Origin of the sequence: Streptococcus mitis SK575 (assembly GCF_000257865.1) — a bacterium.
GTDB classification, from domain to species: Bacteria; Bacillota; Bacilli; order Lactobacillales; family Streptococcaceae; genus Streptococcus; species Streptococcus mitis_CQ.
Genome location: NZ_AICU01000065.1, coordinates 1 through 24,518 on the forward strand (window position 1 = coordinate 1; position 24,518 = coordinate 24,518).

Annotated in this window: 25 protein-coding genes; 21 read left to right on the forward strand and 4 right to left on the reverse strand. The window is 42.0% G+C overall.

Going from position 1 to position 24,518, the window contains the following annotated elements; all coding sequences use genetic code 11:
• Positions 1 to 126: 126 nt before the first annotated feature.
• Entirely contained in the window at positions 127 to 579 is a 453-nt protein-coding gene (locus HMPREF1048_RS08330) for a universal stress protein (protein WP_000079148.1), read from the reverse strand.
• Between the two features lie 161 nt (positions 580 to 740).
• On the opposite strand from HMPREF1048_RS08330, the gene HMPREF1048_RS08335 reads away from it, so the two are divergent.
• The 4 genes from HMPREF1048_RS08335 to HMPREF1048_RS08350 all read left to right on the forward strand — a co-directional run bounded on the left by HMPREF1048_RS08335 (position 741) and on the right by HMPREF1048_RS08350 (position 4,795).
• Positions 741 to 1,043, forward strand: coding sequence for a hypothetical protein (locus tag HMPREF1048_RS08335; RefSeq protein WP_000977361.1), 303 nt, complete (start codon positions 741 to 743; stop codon positions 1,041 to 1,043).
• Between the two features lie 155 nt (positions 1,044 to 1,198).
• Positions 1,199 to 2,413, forward strand: coding sequence for a pyridoxal phosphate-dependent aminotransferase (locus HMPREF1048_RS08340; RefSeq protein WP_000666457.1), 1,215 nt, complete (start codon positions 1,199 to 1,201; stop codon positions 2,411 to 2,413).
• Between the two features lie 144 nt (positions 2,414 to 2,557).
• Entirely contained in the window at positions 2,558 to 2,692 is a 135-nt protein-coding gene (gene rpmH, locus HMPREF1048_RS08345) for a 50S ribosomal protein L34 (RefSeq protein WP_000831905.1), read from the forward strand.
• 138 nt (positions 2,693 to 2,830) lie between these two features.
• The gene (locus HMPREF1048_RS08350; protein ID WP_000748907.1) at positions 2,831 to 4,795 is read left to right on the forward strand and encodes a peptide ABC transporter substrate-binding protein; all 1,965 of its coding nucleotides are present in this window, start codon (positions 2,831 to 2,833) and stop codon (positions 4,793 to 4,795) included.
• A gap of 92 nt (positions 4,796 to 4,887) precedes the next feature.
• On the opposite strand, the gene HMPREF1048_RS08355 is transcribed toward HMPREF1048_RS08350, so the two are convergent.
• Positions 4,888 to 6,732 carry an APC family permease gene (locus HMPREF1048_RS08355; RefSeq protein WP_000494453.1) on the reverse strand — a complete coding sequence of 615 codons (1,845 nt, stop codon included), beginning with the start codon at positions 6,730 to 6,732 and terminating at the stop codon, positions 4,888 to 4,890.
• Positions 6,733 to 6,888: 156 nt separating this feature from the next.
• Here HMPREF1048_RS08355 and HMPREF1048_RS08360 point away from each other — a divergent pair, with 156 nt between their 5' ends.
• From HMPREF1048_RS08360 to pflA, 16 genes are all read left to right on the forward strand, one after another.
• On the forward strand, positions 6,889 to 7,662 hold the full coding sequence (locus HMPREF1048_RS08360; protein WP_000575625.1) for a TatD family hydrolase: 774 nt from the start codon (positions 6,889 to 6,891) through the stop codon (positions 7,660 to 7,662).
• The gene (rnmV, locus tag HMPREF1048_RS08365; protein ID WP_000659991.1) at positions 7,662 to 8,222 is read left to right on the forward strand and encodes a ribonuclease M5; all 561 of its coding nucleotides are present in this window, start codon (positions 7,662 to 7,664) and stop codon (positions 8,220 to 8,222) included. Before HMPREF1048_RS08360 ends, rnmV begins: the two co-directional genes overlap by 1 nt.
• Before the next feature lie 71 nt (positions 8,223 to 8,293).
• Positions 8,294 to 9,193: a helix-turn-helix transcriptional regulator gene (locus tag HMPREF1048_RS08370; RefSeq protein ID WP_000904841.1), complete on the forward strand. Its 900-nt coding sequence runs from the start codon at positions 8,294 to 8,296 to the stop codon at positions 9,191 to 9,193.
• A 318-nt stretch (positions 9,194 to 9,511) separates the two neighbouring features.
• Positions 9,512 to 9,991, forward strand: coding sequence for a hypothetical protein (locus HMPREF1048_RS08375; RefSeq protein WP_000790921.1), 480 nt, complete (start codon positions 9,512 to 9,514; stop codon positions 9,989 to 9,991).
• Positions 9,992 to 10,703: 712 nt separating this feature from the next.
• Positions 10,704 to 12,734: a bacteriocin-associated integral membrane family protein gene (locus HMPREF1048_RS08380; RefSeq protein WP_000825236.1), complete on the forward strand. Its 2,031-nt coding sequence runs from the start codon at positions 10,704 to 10,706 to the stop codon at positions 12,732 to 12,734.
• A 1-nt stretch (position 12,735) separates the two neighbouring features.
• Entirely contained in the window at positions 12,736 to 13,377 is a 642-nt protein-coding gene (locus HMPREF1048_RS08385) for an ABC transporter ATP-binding protein (RefSeq protein WP_000565536.1), read from the forward strand.
• Positions 13,370 to 13,678, forward strand: coding sequence for a hypothetical protein (locus tag HMPREF1048_RS08390; protein ID WP_000333264.1), 309 nt, complete (start codon positions 13,370 to 13,372; stop codon positions 13,676 to 13,678). The genes HMPREF1048_RS08385 and HMPREF1048_RS08390 overlap by 8 nt, the downstream gene beginning before the upstream one ends.
• A 120-nt stretch (positions 13,679 to 13,798) precedes the next feature.
• Positions 13,799 to 14,671, forward strand: coding sequence for a 16S rRNA (adenine(1518)-N(6)/adenine(1519)-N(6))-dimethyltransferase RsmA (gene rsmA, locus HMPREF1048_RS08395; protein WP_001216838.1), 873 nt, complete (start codon positions 13,799 to 13,801; stop codon positions 14,669 to 14,671).
• Position 14,672: 1 nt separating this feature from the next.
• A complete protein-coding gene (rsgA, locus tag HMPREF1048_RS08400; protein ID WP_004248993.1) occupies positions 14,673 to 15,551 on the forward strand; it encodes a ribosome small subunit-dependent GTPase A in 879 nt (292 codons plus the stop codon).
• A 10-nt stretch (positions 15,552 to 15,561) separates the two neighbouring features.
• Positions 15,562 to 16,218 carry a ribulose-phosphate 3-epimerase gene (gene rpe / locus HMPREF1048_RS08405; RefSeq protein WP_000084994.1) on the forward strand — a complete coding sequence of 219 codons (657 nt, stop codon included), beginning with the start codon at positions 15,562 to 15,564 and terminating at the stop codon, positions 16,216 to 16,218.
• Positions 16,181 to 16,843, forward strand: a complete 663-nt coding sequence (locus tag HMPREF1048_RS08410) for a thiamine diphosphokinase (protein WP_000006137.1) — start codon at positions 16,181 to 16,183, stop codon at positions 16,841 to 16,843. Before rpe ends, HMPREF1048_RS08410 begins: the two co-directional genes overlap by 38 nt.
• A 1-nt stretch (position 16,844) precedes the next feature.
• Positions 16,845 to 18,101 carry a DNA recombination protein RmuC gene (locus HMPREF1048_RS08415; protein ID WP_000444770.1) on the forward strand — a complete coding sequence of 419 codons (1,257 nt, stop codon included), beginning with the start codon at positions 16,845 to 16,847 and terminating at the stop codon, positions 18,099 to 18,101.
• Positions 18,091 to 19,032 (forward strand): 3'-5' exoribonuclease YhaM family protein, encoded by a 942-nt coding sequence (locus HMPREF1048_RS08420; RefSeq protein WP_000703197.1) that lies wholly within the window; start codon positions 18,091 to 18,093, stop codon positions 19,030 to 19,032. Before HMPREF1048_RS08415 ends, HMPREF1048_RS08420 begins: the two co-directional genes overlap by 11 nt.
• A gap of 104 nt (positions 19,033 to 19,136) precedes the next feature.
• Positions 19,137 to 19,964: a pur operon repressor gene (gene purR, locus HMPREF1048_RS08425; protein ID WP_025171932.1), complete on the forward strand. Its 828-nt coding sequence runs from the start codon at positions 19,137 to 19,139 to the stop codon at positions 19,962 to 19,964.
• Between the two features lie 66 nt (positions 19,965 to 20,030).
• Positions 20,031 to 21,281: a diaminopimelate decarboxylase gene (locus HMPREF1048_RS08430; protein ID WP_000856535.1), complete on the forward strand. Its 1,251-nt coding sequence runs from the start codon at positions 20,031 to 20,033 to the stop codon at positions 21,279 to 21,281.
• Between the two features lie 125 nt (positions 21,282 to 21,406).
• A complete protein-coding gene (gene pflA / locus HMPREF1048_RS08435) occupies positions 21,407 to 22,201 on the forward strand; it encodes a pyruvate formate-lyase-activating protein (protein WP_001288288.1) in 795 nt (264 codons plus the stop codon).
• Between the two features lie 227 nt (positions 22,202 to 22,428).
• Here pflA and yidC read toward each other — a convergent pair whose 3' ends face one another.
• Together yidC and HMPREF1048_RS08445 are read right to left on the reverse strand one after the other, a co-directional pair.
• Entirely contained in the window at positions 22,429 to 23,355 is a 927-nt protein-coding gene (gene yidC / locus HMPREF1048_RS08440) for a membrane protein insertase YidC (RefSeq protein WP_000835963.1), read from the reverse strand.
• 77 nt (positions 23,356 to 23,432) lie between these two features.
• Positions 23,433 to 23,711, reverse strand: a complete 279-nt coding sequence (locus HMPREF1048_RS08445) for an acylphosphatase (RefSeq protein WP_001174612.1) — start codon at positions 23,709 to 23,711, stop codon at positions 23,433 to 23,435.
• Positions 23,712 to 23,744: 33 nt separating this feature from the next.
• On the opposite strand from HMPREF1048_RS08445, the gene HMPREF1048_RS08450 reads away from it, so the two are divergent.
• A complete protein-coding gene (locus HMPREF1048_RS08450; protein ID WP_004248997.1) occupies positions 23,745 to 24,485 on the forward strand; it encodes a TrmH family RNA methyltransferase in 741 nt (246 codons plus the stop codon).
• Positions 24,486 to 24,518: the final 33 nt, after the last annotated feature.

A 24,518-nucleotide genomic window follows, 5' to 3' on the forward strand; every position in this document is an offset into this window, starting at 1 on the left:
AAACTAGCCGCAGGTTGCTCAAAACACTGTTTTGAGGTTGTAGATGGACGTTGACGTGGTTTGAAGAGATTTTCGAAGAGTATAAATAGTAAACAAAAAGGAGCGCTGAGCTCCTTTTCTTTGTGATTATAAGGTTTTTTCTTGTTCTCTCACAACCAGCAAATCGACCTTAGCATGGCGGAGAATGTATTCAGATGAAGATCCGACCAAGAGGCGTTCAAAGGCGTTGAGACCAGTTGCGCCAACGAGGATGAGGTCCACTTCTTCAGCATCGGGAATAGTACGTGCCAGTAGGGTCTTTGGATTTCCCATTTCAATGACGATATGAACATCTGCCACACCAGCATCTTTAGCACGTTTTTCGTACTCTTTCATCAGACTTTCAGCGTCGACTTGGAGTTCTTCATAAACTTCAGCATCAAAGGTGGATACGCTTTGGAGAGCGCGTGTGTCAATGACATGTGCGATGGTGAGTTTAGCGTCGTTTCGTAGAGCAGAATGAACTCCCTTGACAAAAGCTAAGTCCGCTTCCTTAGAACCATCGATTGCGACCATGATATTTTGGTAACGTTGTGCCATAATGAAACCTCCTGAAATTTTCTTACTATAATTGTAAACCTTTTCACTATAGAAGTAAAGCAAAAAAAGTATTTTTCAAAAGAATGTTAGCGCTTAAAATCTATATAAATATATGATAAAATAAAAGAAAGAATAGCAGGAAAGAAGTGAAGGGAGGGAGAATGATGAAAAATTCTTTTCAAGAAACAAAAAAATCAAATTTCCTTTATTATGGAATCATCCTAGTTTCAGTCTTGCTAGAAGTTATCATGGTCTGGCAATTAGAGAAGCTAATTCCACTTCTCTATCCAGGTTTTATCGGCTTTTTAGTCTTTCATGTACTCTACCATCTGTTCTTATTCCTAGTTGCAAAACGAAGTGGGCGTTGGGATTACTTGATGATATGGGGACTTTTCCTCATGTTCAATCTTCTTTATGACTCCTTCTTAGGCTTGCTTTTTCTAGGTTTATCTTTTGGTATGTGATGTGACTTTCGCAAAATACCTGCTATCTTCCCTGTTTGACCTCGCTTTTAGTGAGGCTTTTCTTCTATCTCAATCTAGTAAAACATTTCAGTAAACTTGTCGCATTTTCTTTCTAGTGGTATAATGTTACTATCCTGATGAATTGAGGAAACAAGATGAAAGAATATAACAAATCTAGTAAGTTAGAGCATGTTGCTTATGATATCCGTGGCCCTGTTTTGGAAGAAGCCATGCGAATGCGAGCAAACGGAGAAAAGATTTTACGTCTGAATACAGGAAATCCAGCAGAATTTGGCTTTACAGCGCCAGACGAGGTCATTCATGACTTGATTATGAATGCACGTGATAGTGAAGGATATTCTGACTCCAAGGGGATTTTCTCAGCCCGTAAGGCTATTATGCAGTATTGTCAACTGAAGAAATTCCCAAATGTAGATATTGATGATATCTACCTTGGAAATGGTGTCAGTGAGTTGATTGTCATGTCCATGCAGGGGCTTTTGGACAATGGGGATGAGGTCTTAGTGCCAATGCCAGACTATCCTCTCTGGACAGCAGCTGTCAGCCTAGCTGGAGGAAATGCCGTTCACTATATCTGTGATGAAGCTGCAGAATGGTACCCAGATATTGACGATATCAAGTCAAAAATCACTTCTAATACCAAGGCAATCGTCCTTATCAATCCAAACAACCCAACTGGAGCCCTTTATCCTAAGGAACTCTTGCTGGAAATTATTGAGATTGCCCGTCAAAACGATTTGATTATCTTTGCAGATGAAATTTACGACCGCATGGTCATGGATGGACATGTGCATACGCCTGTGGCGAGCTTGGCACCAGATGTTTTCTGTGTCAGCATGAACGGTCTATCAAAATCCCACCGTATTGCTGGTTTCCGTGTGGGTTGGATGGTCTTGTCTGGACCTAAGACTCATGTCAAGGGCTATATCGAAGGACTCAATATGCTGTCCAATATGCGCCTTTGCTCTAACGTTTTGGCCCAACAAGTCGTACAAACTTCCTTGGGTGGTCACCAGTCGGTCGATGAATTGCTCCTTCCTGGTGGACGAATTTATGAGCAAAGAAATTTCATCTATAATGCCATTCAGGATATCCCAGGTTTGTCTGCGGTTAAACCCAAGGCTGGGCTCTATATCTTCCCTAAAATCGATCGCAATATGTACCGTATCGATGATGATGAGCAGTTTGTTCTGAATTTCTTGAAGCAGGAAAAGGTTCTCTTGGTTCATGGTCGAGGCTTCAACTGGCAGGAACCAGACCACTTCCGTATTGTTTACCTTCCTCGTGTCGATGAACTGGCCCAAATTCAAGAAAAGATGACTCGATTCTTGAAACAGTATCGTAGATAGGGCTTACATTCGAAAAAGCTGGAAACATTTGCCTTGAGCTATTGACAAAAGTAAAAGAATCAGATAGAATAGTAAAGTATGTTTAGTAACTGATCACTTTATAGCCGGCTAAACGAATACAAAATCTATGAGGAGGTATTCATCGTGAAACGTACTTATCAACCAAGTAAACTTCGTCGTGCGCGCAAACACGGATTCCGTAACCGTATGTCAACTAAAAACGGTCGTCGCGTATTGGCAGCTCGTCGTCGTAAAGGACGCAAAGTTTTGGCTGCATAATCCAAACGAATTCTATCAAAAATCAGTAGGAACTCGAGTCTACTGATTTTTATTTTTGTAAAAAAGTACAAAAAGGCTTTATATTTTTGCTCAAATGGTGTATAATATTTCACATATAGTAAAAAATGGAGAATAATCATGAAGAAATCAAAAGTTATGCTTTTTGGAGCTATGGCTTTGACAGCAGGTCTAGCTCTAGCGGCATGTGGGTCTTCCCAATCAAGTAATGCAGACAAAACTTACTCTTATGTATTTGCCAGCAATCCGGATACGTTAGATTACATTACTTCAACACGTGGTTCCACTTCTAGCATCACAACCAACTTGATTGATGGTTTGTTGGAAAATGACCGGTATGGCAATCTCATTCCTTCTATGGCTGAGTCATGGACTGTGTCAAAAGATGGTTTGACCTACACTTATAAAATCCGTCAGGGAGCTAAATGGTACACTTCTGAAGGAGAAGAGTATGCGGACGTAACAGCTCATGACTTTGTGACTGGTCTAAAGTATGCGGCTGATAAAAAGGCTGAAAACTTGTACTTGGTACAAGACTCTATCAAAGGTCTAGCAGACTATGTTGAAGGGAAATCATCTGATTTTGCAACTGTGGGCGTTAAGGCAGTGGATGATTACACGCTACAATACACCCTCAATCAACCAGAGACTTATTGGAACTCTAAAACAACAGCAAGTATCCTTAGTCCGGTAAACGAAGCTTTCTTGAAGTCTAAGGGAGATGACTTTGGAAGTGTGACGCCATCAAGTATCTTGTCAAATGGTCCTTACTTGTTTAAGTCCTTCACATCAAAATCTTTGATTGAATTTGATAAAAATCCTAACTATTGGGATAAGGACAATGTCAAAATTGAGAAAGTGAAGCTCTCTTTCTTTGACGGTTCAGACCAAGATAGTTTGGCCCGAGGTTTCTTGGAAGGCAACTACACGGACGGACGTATCTTCCCAACAAGTTCAGTATTTGCTGAACTCAAGAAGGGGAATGAGGACAAGATTACCTATACACCACAAAACTCAGTTACTTTCTATTATCTTTTCAACGTTAATCGTCAAAGCTACAAGCAGACTATGAAACAGTCTGATAAGGAAAAGACAGATTCACGTGCAGCTATGCAAAATAAGGATTTCCGTCAGGCTATCAACTTTGCCTTTGACCGTCATGCCTATGCAGCACAGACAAATGGTGAAGATGGGGCAGACCGTATCTTGCGTAACACAGTTACACCAAGTAACTTTGTCCAAGTTGGCGATAAGAACTTCGGTGACATTGTCAATGAAAAAATTGTCAACTACGGTAAAGATTGGGCAAACATCAGCCTAAACGATGGTAAGCAAGCCTTCTTGAATCCTGAAAAGGCCAAAGAGAAGTTTGCTAAGGCCAAAGAAAGCCTGCAAGCTCAGGGAGTAACTTTCCCAATTCATTTGGATATGCCAGTTGACCAGACTGCTAAGTTAGATGTGCAACAGGCTGGATCTTTCAAACAAACAGTGGAAGAAACACTTGGATCGGATAATATTGTTATTGATGTGATTCAACTTTCTCCAGATGAAAAAGATCAGGCAACTTTCTTTGCGGACACCGCCGATCAAAAGGATTACGACATTGATATCTCGGGTTGGAGTGGAGATTTCTCAGATCCGAAAACCTATCTTGATCTCTTGGATCCAGACTCTGGTTCTCAGTTGAAAAACATGGGCTTGTCTGAAGGAAAAGACAAGGAAGTTAAGGACAAGATTGGTCTTTCTGACTATAAGAAACTCTTGGATCAGGCTGATGCGGAAATCACAGATACTCAAGCTCGCTATGAAAAATTTGCCGAAGTTCAAGCTTGGTTGACAGATAGTGCTCTCTTCCTACCGGTTCAAAGTGGAGGAGCTAATCCAATTTTCCGTAAGACAGTTCCGTTTACAGGTCCGTTCTCATTTGTTGGGCACAAAGGAGATTCTGACAACTACAAATATGTTGAATTGCAAAAAGAACCAGTAACTGCTAAACAGTACCAAGAGCTCTACGAAAAATGGCTAAAAGAAAAAGCTGAGTCAAATAAAAAAGCTCAGGAAGATTTAGCTAACCACATTCAATAATATGCCTAGTCATGCTTTTCAGTTAAGCATAGTGACAGGATTCAGAAAAAAGTCCTTACCAGAAGCTTCTTAGTTTTGGTAAGGACTTTTCTTTATTCTTTTAAGTGATAAGAGTAGCTAGCGACAACGACGTCTTGGTGCCAACGAAGGGCGTATTTGAGTTTGAGACTCATCTGATTGTGCAGGATATTCTGCCAAGGTTTATTAGGGATAAACTGGGGGACGAGGACAGTGACTGTATAGTTCTTTTTCTGAGCGTCCTCGGAAACCCGTTTGACATACTTGATAGTAGGCGTGATGATGTCGCGGTAGCTAGTCTTGATGTTTTTTAGAGTAATGGTTGGGAAGTAATCAGCAAATTCTTGGAGAATTTCTTGATCTTTTTCTGCTGTTTCCTTGGTAGAAATATGCATGGCTAGGACTTCGTCACCGATACTTTGAGCGTAGTTAATGGCTCCGACGCTGACGCGGGTGACATTTCCTACTAGGACGAGGACAAGATTGCCGTCGTAAGTACGTTTTTCGATGCCTTCATAGAGTCGCAGTTGTTGGGCCACTTTTTGGTAATGACTGTGAATTGCCAAGAAGAGTAGGGTGAGTACGAGAATAATTGGGAAGAAAGGCCAGATATCACTGAGACGGAAAAAGAGCAGGATCAACACGATAGCGTAGCAAATGATTGCCCCAAGGATATTAGCAAGAGCAGGTTTTAAGAAGTTGGTCCCTTTTTCCTTTTTCCAATGACGAATCATCCCAGTCTGAGATAGGGCGAAGGGAACGAAGACCCCGATAGTATAAAGAGGAATCAAACGTTCGGTATTGCCATTAAAAATGAGAAGAAGAATCATAGCCCCAAAAGCCAGAGTTAAAATTCCATTAGAGTAGCCTAGGCGGTCTCCTTTTTCCATAAAGAGATGGGGCATGTATTTGTTTTTAGCCATATTGTAAGCTAGCATAGGGAAGGCCGAAAAGCCAGTATTTGCAGCTACGGCCAAAATCAAGGCTGTGGAGAATTGGAAGATATAATAGCCAAGGTGGCCAAAGAAGGAAGTGCCAAGGATGCCTTGAGCCATCTGCGAAAGAATAGTCTCTCCGTGTTGAGGCATAATCCCCATCCAGTAGTTTAGGAAGGTGATTCCAGCAAAAAGAAAACCTAAAATCAGTGACATAATGGTCAAGGTTTGAGCGGCATTCTTTTCTTTTGGAGCCTTGAAAAAGGGAACGGCATTTGAAATAGCTTCAACCCCTGTCAGAGAGGCAGATCCGCTGGTAAAAGCTCTTAGAATGAGAACGATAGACAGGCTCGGAACAGCATGCCCAATAGGTGAAGTTGCCTGATAGCTGAGAGACCCTGTCATTAGTTGAAAGATTCCGTAGAGTAAGAGAAAGACAGTACTGATGATAAAGAGATAGACAGGAATCATCAGTGAACTGGCAGATTCTTTCAAACCCCGTAAATTCAAGAGCATAAGCAAGCAAACTAGAAAAATGGAGATGTGGAGGTTGTAAGGGTGGAGGACAGGGAGGGCTGCTGTGATAGCGTCAGCTCCAGATGATACCGATACCGCCACAGTCAGCATGTAGTCAACCAGCAGACTACCTCCAGCAATCAAGCCAAGTTCGGGAGATAGATTTTCTCGAGTAACCATATAGGCCCCTCCCCCTTGAGGATAGGCGTGGATGATTTGACGGTAGGAAACGGTCAGGCTGGCCAGAAGTAGGAGGACAAAAAGGCCGATAGGAAGGCTCCACCAAATAGCAAGAGGAGAGAGACTAGCCAAGACGAGGACTACTTGCTCAGGCCCATAGGCAATGGAAGATAGAGCGTCGCTTGACAACATGGCCAAGGCCTGCATTTTTCCCAGCAGACCTCCCTCGCCTTCTGTTAAGGACTTAAGAGGACGGCCTATAAAGGTCTGTTTTAATTTTGTAAACATGGTATTTTCCTTTTCTGAAAATTTCAATAAGTGCTATTATACTGCTTTGGGCAAATAGCGTCAAGAGACGACGATGGATTTTAGAATATTTTGTACAGATGAGGAGAGAGGGCAGTTTTTTGGTATAATAGAAGATAGAAAACGAGGTTAGAAGAGATGATTTTTGATACACATACACACTTGAATGTAGAAGAATTTGCAGGTCGTGAGGCAGAAGAAATTGCCTTGGCTGCTGAGATGGGTGTGACACAGATGAATATTGTTGGTTTTGATCAACCGACGATTGAGCGTGCCTTGGAGTTGGTAGATGAGTATGACCAGCTCTATGCGACTATCGGTTGGCATCCGACAGAAGCAGGGACTTACACAGAGGAGATTGAAACCTACTTGCTTGACAAGCTCAAGCATCCAAAGGTGGTTGCCTTGGGTGAGATTGGTTTGGATTATCATTGGATGACAGCGCCCAAAGAGGTGCAGGAGCAGGTTTTTCGTCGTCAGATCCAGCTATCTAAGGACTTGAATTTACCTTTTGTTGTCCATACCCGTGATGCGCTGGAAGATACTTATGAGATTATCAAGAGCGAGGGAGTTGGTCCTCGGGGTGGCATTATGCATTCTTTCTCAGGAACTCTTGAATGGGCAGAGAAGTTTGTCGCGCTTGGCATGACCATTTCCTTCTCAGGAGTGGTGACTTTCAAGAAGGCAACTGATATCCAAGAAGCGGCTAAAAAGTTACCTGTGGACAAGATGTTGGTGGAAACAGATGCGCCTTACTTAGCACCTGTACCCAAGCGTGGTCGTGAAAATAAAACAGCCTACACTCGCTATGTAGTGGACTTTATCGCTGACTTGCGTGGTATGACGACAGAAGAGCTAGCGGCAGCAACGACTGCAAATGCAGAGCGTATTTTTGGATTGGACAGCAAGTAATGAAAGAAAAAATTTCTCAAGTCATCGTGGTTGAAGGTCGCGATGATACGGCCAATCTCAAACGTTACTTCGATGTAGAAACCTATGAGACCCGAGGTTCTGCCATCAATGATCAGGATCTAGAGCGGATTCAACGCCTGCACCAACGTCATGGAGTCATTGTCTTTACAGACCCAGATTTTAATGGGGAGCGGATTCGGCGCATGATTATGACGGCTATTCCGACAGTTCAGCATGCCTTCCTCAAACGAGATGAAGCTGTTCCTAAGTCCAAAACCAAGGGACGTTCTCTGGGAATTGAGCATGCCAGCTATGAAGATTTGAAAATAGCGCTGGCTCAGGTGACAGAACAATTTGAACATGAGAGTCAGTTTGACATCAGTCGTAGCGACTTGATTCGCCTTGGTTTTCTAGCAGGGGCAGACAGCCGTAAGCGCCGAGAATATCTGGGAGAGGCTCTCCGAATCGGCTATTCCAACGGCAAGCAACTCCTCAAGCGCCTAGAGTTGTTCGGGGTCACCTTGGCAGAAGTGGAAGAAGCTATGAAGAGTTATGAGTAGGAAAGATGTGATTGTTACAATTTTTTGAGTTTCACAGTATTTTTCGAAGCAGGTAGAAGAGGAGGCGTCTGATGTTAATTGGTCAAAAAATTAAAGAGATTCGGATAGAAAAAGGAATTAGTCGTCCAGATTTTTGTGGAGATGAGCAAGAACTGACAGTTCGTCAACTGTCGCGAATTGAAAGTGGAGCTTCGCAACCAAGTTTGCCCAAGTTAGACTATATTGCTCGCCGGCTAGGAGTTCCAGCTTATAGCCTTATGCCGGATTTTTCTGCTCTTCCTCCTGCTTATTTGGCATTGAAATACCAGATTTTACGTGAACCAATCTATGGTAAAGAAGAGGAGTACGATAAGAAAGAAGCGTGTTTGGAAGAGATTTATAAAACATATTTTGATAATCTTCCTAAAGAGGAACAATTAGCATGTGAAGTATTGCAGGCGTGTTTGGATACTTCTAGAACTAGAAGGCCTGAATATGCAGAGTTAATACTTGAGGAACATATGCCTCAGATTATAGAAAAAGAAGCTTATTCAATAAATGATATGTTGTTGATTCGTTTGTTTTTTTATCAAATACTCATTAGAAAAGATCTTGCCAAATTTGTGAATCAAATCGAAAAGCTAATGTTCTTTCTTTTAGAACAGAAGAAGGTAACTCAATTAGAAAACTTCTTTATAATTAGAGATACTCTTATTTCAGGAATGTGTTGTCTTGAAAAGGTAGGAGTAACTGATTGCTTTAATGATTATCTATCGTGTTTACAAGAAATTATGGATAAAACTCAAGATTATCAAAAGAAACCTCTGGTATTTATGTTTTTGTGGAAGCAAGCATTAAGAGAAGAAAGAGATTTTAGTTTAGCTGAATCATTTTATCAGTCTTCTAAAACATTTGCGCAGCTAATTGGAGATGGATTTCTAGTAAAGAAATTGACAGAGGAATGGCAAGAGGATGTAAAAAAATATTTATAAACATAGTGAAGCAATGACAAAAATGTCTTTGTTCTTGTATCAAAACAGCTCTAAAGTTCGTCTTTAGGGCTGTTTTTTATATATAAGCTAAAAATGACACAAAATGGTTCTATTTTAAGGACGTTGATGTCCTTGGTAGTGTGATAGAGATGGAGTATAATGACTATAAAAGTTCATTTCAGGGTGCTATTTTGACAATTTAGAGAAAAACAAATAATTTTAGAATATCATTTGGTAATATAATAGTATCAACGTTGATAATGGAAAGAGGAGCAAGTAACTCAACAATCTTGCTATAAAATAAGAGGAGGAAACAAAATGAAAAACAAAATTATAACAAAAACAGTAGTTGTTTTAAGTTGTTTTTTAACCTTAAGTACTGTTGCTCTTCCTTCTGCAACTGTTTTTGCTACTACATCTTCGGTTTCAGGTAAAGCAACTCAACTTTCAAAACGTTCTAAGGCAATTAATAGTGAAGGAAAGCATATCTATGTAGATAATGGACGTATCTTAGAGTTTGATAAGGATACTATTTCACAAGAGGATATTCAAGCTGCTAAAATGGACAGAGGGAAGTGGTCTATTGCAGTTAAAGCTATTCGAAAAGGTTATAATAGAGTCCCTTCAAATGTTAAAAGATGGATAAATCAATATATAGGTTTAAATGCGATACTGGGCACACTAGATCACTTTACTGGTTGGATTGAAGATGGAATCTACCAGTCTTGTAAGCGTGCAGGTATGCCAGATTGGATGGCTTGGACAGTAGCTAAAGCTTTGACCTTAATAGCACTATAGTTTATGAAAAAATTAATAAAATATGTCCCATTCTTCTTTTGTTTACTATACTTAATAAACGGAATACTTGATTTATCCACTTTAAATATTTTAGGTGCAATTTTTAAAATTATAATTAGTACTTTGGGTATAATAGTTACATATCCGTTTTATAAAGAATGAAACGAATAATTTAAAGAAAGAATTTTGTAATCAGTCTTATTTAGTTGTTCTTGTGCACAGTATGAATAATTAGTGTATACCATTCGCGAGTGATAAATAATAAACTTTAAAAGAAAAGTTTCTGACAACTAGTGATTGATTTTCCCCTGATTAGTTTCAGACAATTGTTTTTATGAATGATTTGTGGTTATGCTAAATTTACTTTATAGTATTTTTGCAATTAGAGTGCACCAATAGTGTTTTTATGTTGCACTTCATTTTATAACAGGGAAAAATATTCATAGACATGGTGAAACAATGACAAAAATGTCCCTGCGGTTATCGCAAAACAGTTCTAAAGTTCGTTTTTAGAGCTGTTTTTTAGATATAAGCTAAAAATGACAAGGAATGGTTAGATTTTAAGGACATTGATGTCATTGATAGTGGTAGAAAAAACGATTATAATATACTTGAAGATATGGTAGAGGAAAGAACTGAATCAGTATCTTAGCATAGCAGTGACTGTGGTCATCTTCTCACTAAGTGACCAAGTAACTTTTTGGAGGAAATGATGAAACGCTTATTTATTTTGATTTCAATGGTATTGGTATCGCTTTATATGGTGATAAATTCTGTTGACCATCGAGAAGAGATTTTATTTGGTAACTATCCCTCTGTTGACGTAATGGGTACTGGGCTAGACCAGCCAGTAGCTAGTCGCGAAGAGGTGACAGAGGCTTTGAGTAGCTTGGCGGTAGAGCAAAATAGTCTCATCGCCCGACGGATTGTTGAACCAAATGAAGCTGGAGAAACACGCTTTACCTATGCCACTTATGGCCAGGGAGAACTTCCAGAAGGTTTGACCATTTCCTCCGAGGAGAGTGCAGAAACGAGTGATTTATTAGGTTCTTACTTGATTGTGTCAGGGAGTCTGGATGGAGTGAGCTTACAGACCGCCCTGCAAGAACTTGGTTATAATGGTGTTGTCTCGAATAGAACAGAGGCATTTTCGATGGTCGTCCTCTTGGCGGCCACCCCTATGGGGCTACTGAGTCTAGCCATTTTTCTGCTGACCTTTATGAGTCTGACCCTGATTTATCGGATCAAGTCCCTTCGTCAGGCAGGGATTCGCTTAATAGCTGGTGAGAGCTTGTTTGGGGTTGCTCTCAGACCGGTGTTAGAAGATGTTAGACAACTTATTTTTTCGGTACTGGTATCCAGTCTTTTGGGATTGGGGATTCTCTGGTATCAAGGTGCCTTATTTATGGCAACGGTGCAACTTGTCATCATTGCTCTTCTACTTTATGGATTGACCTTGGCAGGGATTTCTACCTTACTGAGTGTCGTGTATCTACTTGGTTTACAAGAAAATAGTCTGGTGGATCTATTGAAAGGGAAACTCCCTCTCAAACGTATAATGACATTGATGATGGTGGGGCAACTCTTGGCCGTGCTGGTGGTCGGCTCGAGTGCGACTGCTCTCCTACCCCACTACCGTGAAATGCAGGAAATGGAGAGAGCTAGCGATAAATGGAGCCAGTCCTCAGACCGTTACCGTCTATCCTTTGGTTGGTCTAGTGCATTTGCCGATGAAGAAGGAATGCGTAAGGATAATCGTGAGTGGCAGACATTTACTGAAGAACGGTTAGCCAACACAGACTCTTTTTATATCATGAGCAATGTTGACAATTTCTCAGACGGAGCAGAAGTGGACCTAGATGGCAATCGTCTCAGTGACTACACACCGTCAGGGAATGTCATCTATGTCTCACCGCGCTATCTGATAGAAGAAAAGATTACCGTTTCTTCAGAGTTTATGGATAAGATGCAAAACTTATCTGAGGGAGAGTTTGGGCTGATCTTGCCTGAGAGTTTGCGAGAGCAGTCTGCCTACTACCAAGGATTGTTTACAGATTACCTGCAAAACTTTTCATCTGAAAGTGTAGAAGTGACGAGTCAGAAACACTACCTCCCAAAGGTAACGCTAGCTTTTACAGAAACAGGACAGGAACGGTTCCTCTATAATGATGGTTACAAGACGACACGCCAATACCTAAAAGATCCGATTATTGTAGTTCTAACGCCGCAAGCGACTGGAACAAGACCTGTTGCAGGGATGTTATGGGGAACTACGGCTAATAGTGCCTTAAAACTAGATCGATATAGCGACAGCATCACAGCTCTAAAAGAGCAAGGTCTGTATCACAAGATCTCTTATTTGGTAAAAAGCCAACTATTTTTTGCCAAGGTACTAAATGACAAACGGATGGAGTTCTACTCTCTCCTTATAGGGACTATTTTGACCCTGTCTACGGCTATCTTGTTATTTGACTCCATGAATCTTCTCTATTTTGAGCAGTTCAGACGGGAGCTTATGATTAAACGTCTTTCTGGTATGACAATTTATGAGCTTCATGGCAAGTACTTACTGGCGCAAGGAGGAGTTCTCTTGCTTGGTCTAATCCTATCTAGTGTTTTGACAGGAGATAGCTTGATTAGCGCTCTAGTTGTAGCTTTATTTACTCTTAACGCCCTCTTGATTTTAGTAAGGCAGGATAAAAAAGAGGAAGCTGGTAGCATGGCAGTATTGAAAGGAAAATAAGATGATTGATATTCAAGGATTGGAAAAGAAATTTAATGACCGCGCGATTTTCTCTGGTTTAAGTCTCAAGCTGGAGAAGGGCAAGGTTTATGCCTTAATCGGAAAGAGTGGAAGCGGAAAGACGACTCTGCTGAATATCTTAGGAAAGTTAGAAAAGATAGATGGAGGAAGGGTTCTCTATCAGGGGAAAGATTTAAAAAACATTCCCACTCGTGAGTATTTTCGAGACCAGATGGGCTATCTCTTTCAAAATTTTGGCCTTTTAGAAAACCAATCAATCAAAGAGAATTTGGATTTGGGCTTTGTTGGTCAAAAGATTTCAAAAGTAGAACGTTTGGAAAGGCAAGTGGAGGCTTTAGAAAAAGTTAATCTGGGGTATTTGGATTTAGAACAAAAAATTTATACTTTATCTGGGGGAGAGGCTCAACGAGTTGCCCTTGCGAAGACTATTTTGAAAAATCCACCCTTGATTTTGGCAGATGAACCAACAGCAGCTCTTGATCCTGAAAATTCAGAGGAGGTTATGAATCTATTGGTGGATTTGAAAGATGAAAATCGAATTATCATCATTGCGACCCATAATCCCCTAGTCTGGAATAAGGCCGATGAAATCATTGATATGAGGGAGCTTGCTCATGTGTGAAAAAATCCGTATTCGCAGGGTATCTGATTATCCTAGTGCCAGAGGTGGTTTAGAAGATATCCTCATTATGGAAAATATGACCAATCATCTTCTTTTAGTTCAAATCCGAGTGAATGGCTATTTGCTTGATTTTGCTAGTATTGAAGGTCAAAGGCAAAAGCATTATCGTTTGAAAAATTTACCTCAAACGGTTGAACTGACAGTGGATGATGTGGAGGAGGATGTAGATTTGACCCTACCCGAAAATCGAAGTTATCAAGAAGCTGATTTTTTCGAACGGATGTTTCGAGAGAACCGATAAGTCCATTTCCAAGACTATCTTTCTTCATGAGGAAAGATAGTTTTTTGGTATGATTTTCACCCCCAAAATACAAGGGGAATGTGTTACAATAGTAGTAACAGATAATAGAAAAGAGAATAGATGAGAATTGCAGATTATAGCGTGACCAAGGCAGTGCTGGAGCGTCACGGTTTTACCTTTAAAAAGTCCTTTGGGCAAAATTTCTTGACGGATACCAATATCCTACAAAAAATCGTGGATACAGCTGAGATTGATGACCAGGTTAATGTCATTGAAATTGGCCCAGGGATTGGTGCCTTGACGGAATTTTTGGCTGAGCGTGCAGCAGAAGTTATGGCCTTTGAGATCGACCACCGTTTGGTGCCAATTTTGGCAGATACTCTGCGTGATTTTGACAATGTGACCGTAGTCAACGAGGATATTCTCAAGGTCGATTTGGCGCAACATATCCAGAATTTTAAAAATCCTGACCTGCCAATCAAGGTAGTAGCTAACTTGCCTTATTACATCACGACGCCTATTCTCATGCACTTGATCGAGAGTGGGATTCCTTTTAGTGAGTTTGTCGTCATGATGCAAAAAGAAGTGGCAGACCGCATTTCCGCTCAACCAAATACCAAGGCATATGGCAGTTTGTCAATCGCTGTGCAGTATTACATGACTGCCAAGGTTGCCTTTATCGTACCTCGTACGGTCTTTGTGCCAGCGCCAAATGTGGATTCGGCCATCTTGAAAATGGTACGTCGTCCAGAGCCAGCCGTAGCAGTGGAAGACGAGAACTTCTTCTTTAAGGTTTCCAAGGCTAGTTTCACTCATCGCCGCAAGACCTTATGGAATAACCTGACAGGTTACTTTGGTAAGACCGAAGAAGTCAAGGACAAGCTGACCAAGGCTTTGGACCAAGCAGGCTTGTCACCAAGTGTGCGTGGAGAAGCTCTCAGCTTGGCAGAATTTGCCAGCCTAGCAGATGCACTTAAAGGACAAGGACTTTAAAATGCAGGGACAAATTATTAAAGCCTTGGCAGGCTTCTACTATGTAGAGAGTGAGGGCCAGGTCTATCAAACACGTGCGCGTGGGAATTTCCGTAAAAAAGGCCATACTCCCTACGTTGGGGATTTGGTCGACTTTTCTGCCGAGGAAAATTCAGAAGGCTATATCCTCAAGATTCACGAACGGAAAAACAGTCTGGTCCGTCCACCCATTGTCAATATTGACCAAGCTGTAGTAATTATGTCTGTCAAGGAACCTGATTTTAACAGCAATTTGCTGGATCGCTTCTTGGTTCTTTTGGAGCACAAGGGCATCCATCCCATCGTCTATATTTCCAAAATGGATTTGTTGGAAGATAGAGGAGAACTGGATTTTTACCAACAGACTTATGGTGATATCGGCTATGACTTTGTGACCAGTAAAGAGGGACTCCTTCCTTTGTTAACAGGCAAGGTTACAGTCTTTATGGGGCAGACAGGTGTTGGGAAGTCAACCCTTCTCAACAAAATCGCGCCTGACCTCAATCTTGAAACAGGAGAAATCTCAGACAGTCTGGGTCGTGGGCGCCATACTACTCGAGCTGTTAGTTTTTACAACCTCAATGGGGGTAAAATCGCAGATACACCAGGATTTTCATCCTTGGACTACGAAGTATCAACGGCTGAAGACCTCAATCAGGCCTTCCCAGAAATCGCTAGTGTCAGTCGAGAATGTAAATTCCGCACTTGTACCCATACCCATGAGCCGTCCTGTGCAGTGAAGCCAGCAGTGGAAGAAGGGACTATTGCCAGCTTCCGTTTTGACAACTATCTGCAATTCCTCAGTGAGATTGAAAATCGCAGAGAAACCTATAAAAAGGTCAGCAAAAAAATTCCAAAATAAGGAGAAACCTATGTCTCAATACAAGATTGCTCCGTCAATCCTGGCAGCAGATTATGCCAACTTTGAACGTGAAATCAAACGTCTAGAAGCAACTGGTGCAGAATATGCCCATATCGATATCATGGATGGGCACTTTGTGCCACAAATCAGTTTTGGTGCAGGTGTGGTCGAAGCTCTTCGCCCTCATAGTAAGATGGTCTTTGACTGCCACTTGATGGTGGCGAATCCTGAACACCACTTAGAAGACTTTGCGCGCGCAGGTGCAGATATCATCAGTATCCATGTAGAAGCAACACCCCATATCCATGGTGCCCTCCAAAAAATTCGTTCACTCGGAGTTAAGCCTTCAGTCGTTATCAATCCTGGCACACCAGTTGAAGCCGTCAAGCACGTCCTTCACCTAGTTGACCAAGTCTTAGTCATGACAGTTAATCCTGGATTTGGTGGGCAAGCCTTTCTACCAGAGACAATGGATAAGGTCCGTGAGTTGGTTGCCCTTCGTGATGAAAAAGGCTTGAACTTTGAAATCGAAGTGGATGGCGGGATTGATGATCAAACTATTGCTCAAGCCAAAGAAGCTGGTGCGACCGTTTTTGTAGCAGGTTCCTATGTCTTTAAGGGAGATGTCAATGAGCGAGTACAAACTCTCAGAAAACAACTGGACTAGGGTTGCCGTTTTTGCAGGAGGAGACCGCGGTCATTATCGGACGGACTTTGATAGTTTTGTCGGTGTGGATCGAGGCTCGCTCTGGGTCTTGGAGGAAAATCTACCTCTTGCTTTAGCGGTTGGAGATTTTGATTCTGTGACCGAAGAAGAACGACAGGTGATTCAAAAACGTGCCCAGCATTTTGTCCAAGCCCGACCAGAAAAGGATGATACAGATCTGGAATTGGCTCTCTTGACTATTTTTGAGAAAAATCCTCAGGCTCAGGTCACTATTTTCGGTGCTTTGGGTGGTCGTATCGATCATATGCTGGCCAATGTTTTTCTTCCTAGCAATCCCAAGTTGGCGCCTTATATGCGCCAGATAGAAATTGAGGATGGGCAAAATTTGATTGCCTATTGTCCAGAAGGGACCAGTCAGCTTGAACCCCGTTCAGACTACGACTATCTTGCCTTTATGCCAGTTCGAGATAGCCAGCTGACCATTCTCGGTGCTAAGTATGAGTTGACAGAGGAAAATTTTTTCTTTAAAAAAGTGTACGCTTCTAACGAATATATAGATAGGGAAGTGTCGGTGACTTGCCCAGATGGCTATGTGGTCGTGCTACATAGTAAGGACAGGAGGTAGAATGGAAAGTTTACTTGTTCTATTATTGATTGCCAACCTAGCTGGTATCTTTCTGATTTGGCAAAGGCAGGATAAGCAGGAAAAACATCTAAGTAAGAGCTTGGAGGATCAGGCAGATCACTTGTCAGACCAGTTGGATTATCGTTTTGAACAAGCCAGACAAGCTAGCCAGTTAGATCAAAAAGATTTGGAAGTGGCTGTCAGTGACCGTTTGCAAGAAGTTCGAATGGAATTGCATCAAGGATTGACGCAAGTCCGTCAAGAAATGACAGAGAACCTCCTCCAAACCAGAGACAAGACGGACCAACGTCTTCAAGCCTTGCAGGAATCCAATGAGCAACGTTTGGAACAAATGCGCCAGACAGTCGAGGAAAAGTTGGAAAAGACCTTGCAGACGCGCTTGCAGGCTTCCTTTGAGACAGTTTCCAAACAACTGGAGTCGGTCAATCGTGGCCTTGGAGAAATGCAGACAGTTGCCCGCGATGTCGGAGCCCTCAACAAGGTTCTCTCTGGAACCAAGACGCGAGGTATTCTGGGAGAATTGCAACTGGGGCAAATTATTGAGGACATCATGACCCCTGCCCAGTATGAACGAGAATACGCAACGGTTGAAAACTCTAGTGAACGAGTGGAGTATGCCATCAAGTTACCCGGACAAGGCGACCAGGAATATGTCTACCTACCGATTGACTCCAAGTTTCCACTGGCAGATTATTACCGCTTAGAAGAAGCCTATGATGCGGGTGACAAGGACGAGATCGAACGCTGTCGCAAGTCACTCTTAGCAAGCGTCAAGCGCTTTGCCAAGGATATCAAGAGCAAGTACATATCACCGCCTCGGACGACCAATTTTGGAGTTTTGTTTGTTCCGACAGAAGGTCTCTACTCAGAAATCGTCCGCAATCCGATCTTCTTTGATGACTTGAGACGGGAGGAGCAGATTATTGTCTCAGGTCCAAGTACCCTATCAGCCCTGCTTAACTCTCTATCAGTTGGTTTCAAGACTCTCAATATCCAAAAAAGTGCTGACCATATCAGCAAGACTCTCGCTAGTGTCAAGACCGAGTTTGGCAAGTTTGGTGGTATTCTGGTCAAGGCACAAAAACACCTCCAACATGCCTCTGGCAATATTGATGAACTATTAAACCGTCGTACCACAGCTATCGAGCGGACGCTCCGTCACATTGAGTTATCAGAAGGTGAGCCTGCGCTTGATCTACTCCATTTCCAAGAAGATGAGGAAGAATATGAAGATTAGTCACATGAAAAAAGATGAGCTGTTTGAAGGCTTTTACCTAATCAAATCGGCTGACCTGAGGCAAACTCGTGCTGGGAAAAACTACCTAGCCTTTACCTTCCAAGATGATAGTGGCGAGATTGAAGGGAAACTCTGGGATGCCCAACCTCATAATGTTGAGGCCTTTACAGCAGGTAAGGTTGTTCACATGAAAGGGCGCCGAGAAGTTTATAACAACACCCCTCAAGTCAATCAAATTACCCTTCGCCTGCCTCAACCTGGCGAACCCAATGATCCAGCTGATTTCAAGGTCAAGTCGCCAGTTGATGTCAAGGAAATCCGTGACTACATGTCGCAAATGATTTTCAAAATAGAAAATCCTGTTTGGCAACGGATTGTCCGAAAGCTCTACACCAAGTATGATAAGGAATTTTACTCTTATCCAGCTGCCAAGACAAACCATCATGCCTTTGAAACGGGCTTGGCCTATCATACGGCAACCATGGTGCGCTTGGCAGATGCCATTAGCGAGATCTATCCTCAGCTCAATAAGAGCCTGCTTTATGCAGGGATTATGCTGCATGACTTAGCTAAAGTTATCGAGTTGACGGGACCAGACCAGACGGAGTATACAGTGCGAGGCAATCTCCTTGGACATATTGCTCTGATTGATAGTGAAATTACTAAGACAGTTATGGAACTCGGCATCGATGACACCAAGGAAGAAGTCGTTCTGCTCCGCCACGTTATTCTCAGCCACCACGGTTTACTAGAGTATGGAAGTCCAGTTCGTCCACGTATCATGGAGGCAGAGATTATCCATATGATTGATAATCTGGATGCTAGCATGATGATGATGTCAACAGCTTTGGCTTTGGTTGATAAAGGAGAGATGACCAATAAAATCTTCGCTATGGACAATCGTTCCTTCTATAAACCAGATTTAGATTAATAATTTAAGAAAAATGAGCATTTTTAGGGCAAGAATGTTCGTTTTTTTATGTGAATATGGTATAATAGATAAAATATCAAAATTAAATGAAATGGGAAATAGAAATGAAATTAAGAAGAAGTGATCGGATGGTTGTCATTTCCAACTATTTGATTAATAATCCTTATAAACTAACTAGTCTCAATACGTTTGCTGAAAAGTATGAATCTGCTAAATCATCCATCTCAGAAGATATCGTGATTATCAAACGCGCCTTTGAGGAAATTGAAATCGGTCATATCCAGACAGTAACTGGTGCTGGCGGAGGTGTTATCTTTACACCGTCTATTTCGAATCAGGATGCTAAGGAAATGGTTGAAGACTTGTGTGCCAAGTTGTCAGAAAGTGACCGTATCTTGCCAGGTGGTTACATCTACCTGTCCGATTTGCTTAGCACACCAGCCATCTTGAAAAATATTGGTCGCATTATTGCCAAGAGCTTTATGGACCAAAAAATTGATGCGGTTATGACAGTAGCGACTAAGGGTGTTCCACTTGCAAATGCAGTTGCCAATGTCCTCAATGTTCCTTTTGTTATTGTGCGCCGTGACCTGAAAATTACCGAAGGTTCAACTGTCAGCGTCAACTATGTATCCGGTTCAAGTGGTGACCGCATTGAGAAAATGTTCCTTTCAAAACGTAGTCTCAAGGCAGGTAGTCGTGTCTTGATTGTGGACGATTTCTTGAAAGGTGGCGGAACGGTCAACGGGATGATCAGTCTCTTGCGCGAATTCGACTCAGAACTGGCAGGTGTTGCAGTCTTTGCGGATAATGCCCAAGAAGAACGTGAAAAGCAATTTGACTACAAGTCACTTTTGAAGGTAACCAATATTGATGTCAAGAACCAAGCCATCGATGTTGAGGTTGGCAATATCTTTGACGAAGATAAATAAGAGATAGAACTAAAGGTTGGAACGATAGTCCCAGCCTTTCTTTGCAAATAGAATAGAAGGAAGCGTATGAAAACACCATTTATTAATAGAGAAGAGTTAGAAAAGATTGTTGTCGAGTTCCCAACTCCCTTTCACTTGTATGATGAGAAGGGAATTCGTGAAAAGGCAAGAGCCGTCAACCAAGCATTTTCGTGGAACAAGGGCTTTAAGGAATATTTTGCAGTTAAGGCTACTCCAACTCCAGCTATTTTGAAAATTCTCCAAGAGGAAGGTTGCGGTGTGGACTGCTCTAGTTATGTGGAGCTTTTGATGAGTCATAAACTGAATTTCCCTGGTTCTGAGATTATGTTCTCTTCAAACAACACGCCAGACAAGGAATATGCCTATGCGCGTGAATTGGGTGCGACCATTAACTTGGATGCCTTTGAAGATATTGAACATCTGGAGCGAGCAGCAGGTATTCCAGAAATCATCTCATGTCGTTACAATCCCGGAGGTGTTTTTGAGCTGGGGACAGACATCATGGACAATCCTGGAGAAGCCAAGTTTGGCATGACCAAGGACCAGCTCTTTGAAGCCTTTGCCATCTTGAAGGAAAAAGGAGCTAAGACTTTTGGGATTCACTCCTTCCTAGCGTCCAATACCGTGACCCATCTCTATTATCCAGAGTTGGCGCGTCAGCTTTTTGAATTGGCTGTTGAAATCAAGGAAAAGTTGGGTATTTCACTAGACTTTATCAATCTTTCTGGCGGTATTGGAGTCAACTATCGTCCTGAGCAGGAGCCAAATGATATCGTCTTGATTGGCGAGGGAGTTCGTAAGGTTTATGAAGAGGTCCTTACGCCAGCAGGTCTTGGTCAGGTCAAGATTTTTACCGAATTGGGTCGCTTTATGTTAGCCCCTCACGGTGCTTTGGTCACAAGAGTCACTCATAAGAAGAAAACTTACCGTACCTATCTAGGTGTGGATGCATCAGCAGTCAACCTCATGCGTCCAGCTATGTACGGAGCTTACCATCATATTACTAACGTGACCCATCCAGATGGACCAGCTGAAGTGGTAGATGTGGTTGGTTCACTCTGTGAAAACAATGATAAATTTGCAGTAAATCGTGAACTACCTCATACAGAAATCGGTGATTTGCTGGTAATTCATGATACAGGTGCTCACGGTTTTTCAATGGGCTACCAGTACAACGCCAAACTTCGTTCTGCGGAAATCCTTTATACCGAAGAAGGTAAAGCCCGTCAAATCCGCCGTGCAGAGCGCCCTGAGGACTACTTTGCAACCTTGTATGGCTTTGATTTTGAAGAATAAAATGATAAGTAATTGAAAATGAAATTGAAAAATAGATTGCTTTCTAAAAAATAGGCAAAAATCTTGTTTTTCCTTCAAGTCGTGATATAATAAAACTATAAAACGTTTTCAAGGAAGGTAACGATATGTCTGAAGAAACAATTGATTATGGACAAGTGACAGGAATGGTGCATTCGACAGAAAGCTTTGGGTCAGTAGATGGGCCCGGTATTCGCTTTATTGTCTTTTTGCAGGGCTGTCACATGCGTTGCCAGTATTGCCACAACCCGGACACTTGGGCTATGGAGTCCAATAAATCACGTGAACGGACGGTAGATGATGTCTTGACAGAAGCCTTGCGCTACCGCGGTTTCTGGGGAAATAAGGGTGGGATTACAGTCAGTGGAGGAGAAGCCCTCTTGCAGATTGATTTCCTGATTGCCCTCTTTACCAAGGCCAAGGAACAAGGAATCCACTGTACCTTGGATACCTGTGCCCTTCCTTTCCGTAATAAACCACGTTACCTTGAAAAGTTTGACAAACTCATGGCTGTCACTGACTTGGTTCTCTTAGATATCAAGGAAATCAACGAAGAACAGCATAAGATTGTCACTAGCCAAACCAATAAAAATATCTTGGCTTGTGCCCAGTATCTATCAGATATTGGAAAACCTGTCTGGATTCGCCACGTGCTAGTTCCAGGATTGACAGATAGAGATGATGACTTGATTGAACTTGGTAAGTTCGTCAAGACCCTCAAAAATGTTGATAAGTTTGAAATTCTACCTTATCACACCATGGGTGAGTTCAAATGGCGTGAATTGGGAATTCCTTATTCACTCGAAGGGGTTAAACCGCCAACAGCAGACCGCGTCAAGAATGCTAAAAAACTCATGGATACCGAAAGTTATCAAGACTATATGAAACGTGTACATGGATAAAAAAGAAGCCTGATGGAAACATCGGGCTTTTGATACTCAATGAAAATCAAAGAGCAAACTAGGAAGCTAGCCGCAGGTTGCTCAAAACAGTGTTTTGAGGTTGTGGATAGAACTGACGAAGTCAGTAACATATATACGGCAAGGCGAAGCTGACGTGGTTTGAATTTGATTTTCGAAGAGTATGACTTGCAAAAAAGACTTAGCAAACTAGCTAAGCCTTTTTCTTCTTATCTCGAACGTTGTTTTCCAGCGTTGCGATTTTTGTGTTTTTTCTTGCTTGTGATAGCAGTTGGTTGTTCAGGGGTAACGTCTTTTCGTCCATTTGGTGTTGAGAAAGCACTTGCTTTTGGTGGGTTCTTGGCCAGTTCTTCACGGACTTTTTTGCGAAGTTTTGGACGAACGATATAGTTGACGATAAACTGTTGGAGAATCATCATGAAACCACCGACAACCCAGTAAAGTGTGACACTGGCTGGTGAAATGAGGGAGAAGCCGGCAATCATGACTGGGCTCACGTAAGCCATTTTCTTGATTTGATCTCTTTGCGTTTCATCTTCTACTCCGTGAAGTGAGAGGAGTGATTGAAGATAGTAAAGGACACCAGCGCAGGCAGCTAAAATCATACTTGGAGAGCCTAGAGGAATTCCTAGGTAACTTGCTTGAGCGACACCTTCAGTATGTTGGGCAGCAAAGTAGATAGCTGAGAAGAAAGGCATTTGAAGGAGGATAGGGAAACATCCTACACCACCAAACATGCTGATGCCGTGTTCTTTTTGAGCGGCAAAGAGAGCTTGTTGTGCTTCGAGTTTTTCTTCTTGAGTCGTTGCTTCTTTGAGACGAGTTTGATGTGGCTCAAGGACGTGCTTGAGGGCGTTCATCTTTTCAGAGTGAAGCGTTGCCTTCCATGATTGGTAGATACCAAGTGGCAAGATAATCAAGCGCACGATAATGGTTACGATGATGATAGCGACACCAAAGCCTAGACCTTGATCAGTAGCGAAGTACTTGATAGCTTCAGCCATAGGCGCTCCGATAGTATTCCAAATAAATCCTATTGGCTTTCCTGTGGCTTTATCGACGCTAACACAGCCAGTCAAGACAAGCAACATAGACACTCCCATAGCCGAGAGTGCAAAACGTTTAATAGATTTCACTGTTTTTATTCCTTCTTTAAAAATTATACCTTTCTATTCTACTGTTTTTTTACAAAATATACAATAGTTCTAGAGACCTAATTTGCGATTTTGAAGTCAGGGTAAGGAGGAAAGTTGCTTAGTTTGACATCTAAGTAGCTGACTTTTGAAAAAGGTGTGGGTCCTTTTCGTATTTCTTGGATAAATTTCGCCATGATAGCAGATGAGTCTGCTTGGGCTAAGATCTCCACTGTGCCATCGTCATTATTCCAGACACGACCTGTGATACCACCAATTTCAAGCGCCAGGCTGTAAACACCCCAACGAAAGCCGACTCCCTGTACCCTGCCTTGGGCAATCATTCTAACCTTTTGCATACCAAACCCCTTTGATTGTGTTATAATATTTCTATGACTATTATAACCTCAAAAGCCAATTCTGTGGTAAAAAATGCCAAGAAATTACACCAAAAAAAATACCGCAAGTCTGCCTATTTGATTGAAGGATGGCACTTGTTTGAAGAAGCTGTTCAAGCTGGAGTGACGATTGAGAAGATCTTTGCCCTAGAAACTTATCGAGATCAGTTAGCCTCGTTTCCGCAAACTGTCTGGGTGTCAGAGGATATTTTGCTAGATTTGGCAGATTCTCAGACTCCACAGGGAATTGTTGCCGTCGTTCAAAAAGAAGAAGTAGGGCAAGTTGACTTTAGTCAGGGCAAGTTCTTGTTTTTGGAAGATGTGCAAGATCCTGGTAATGTGGGAACCATCATTCGGACTGCGGATGCAGCAGGATTTACAGGAGTGATTGTTTCAGATAAGTCGGCAGACATCTACAGTCTCAAGACCCTCCGTTCTATGCAAGGCAGTCATTTTCATTTGCCCATTTATCGGATGTCGAGCCAAGCGCTTCTCGAGGAAGCTAAAAAGGCTGGTATCCCTGTGCTAGCAACCACTCTTTCCAAGGATTCTAAAGATTATCGTGACTTGCCTCATTTAGATCAGTTTGTCTTGGTTATGGGAAATGAGGGTCAAGGAATTAGTCCCCTCATGGCTGAAAGTGCAGACCAGTTGGTCCACATTAGTATGAAGGGGCAGGCAGAGAGTTTGAATGTTGCGGTTGCAGCCGGTATTTTAATTTTCCATTTAAGCTAATTTTAACTTTCTTTGTTATAATCAAGGAAAGAT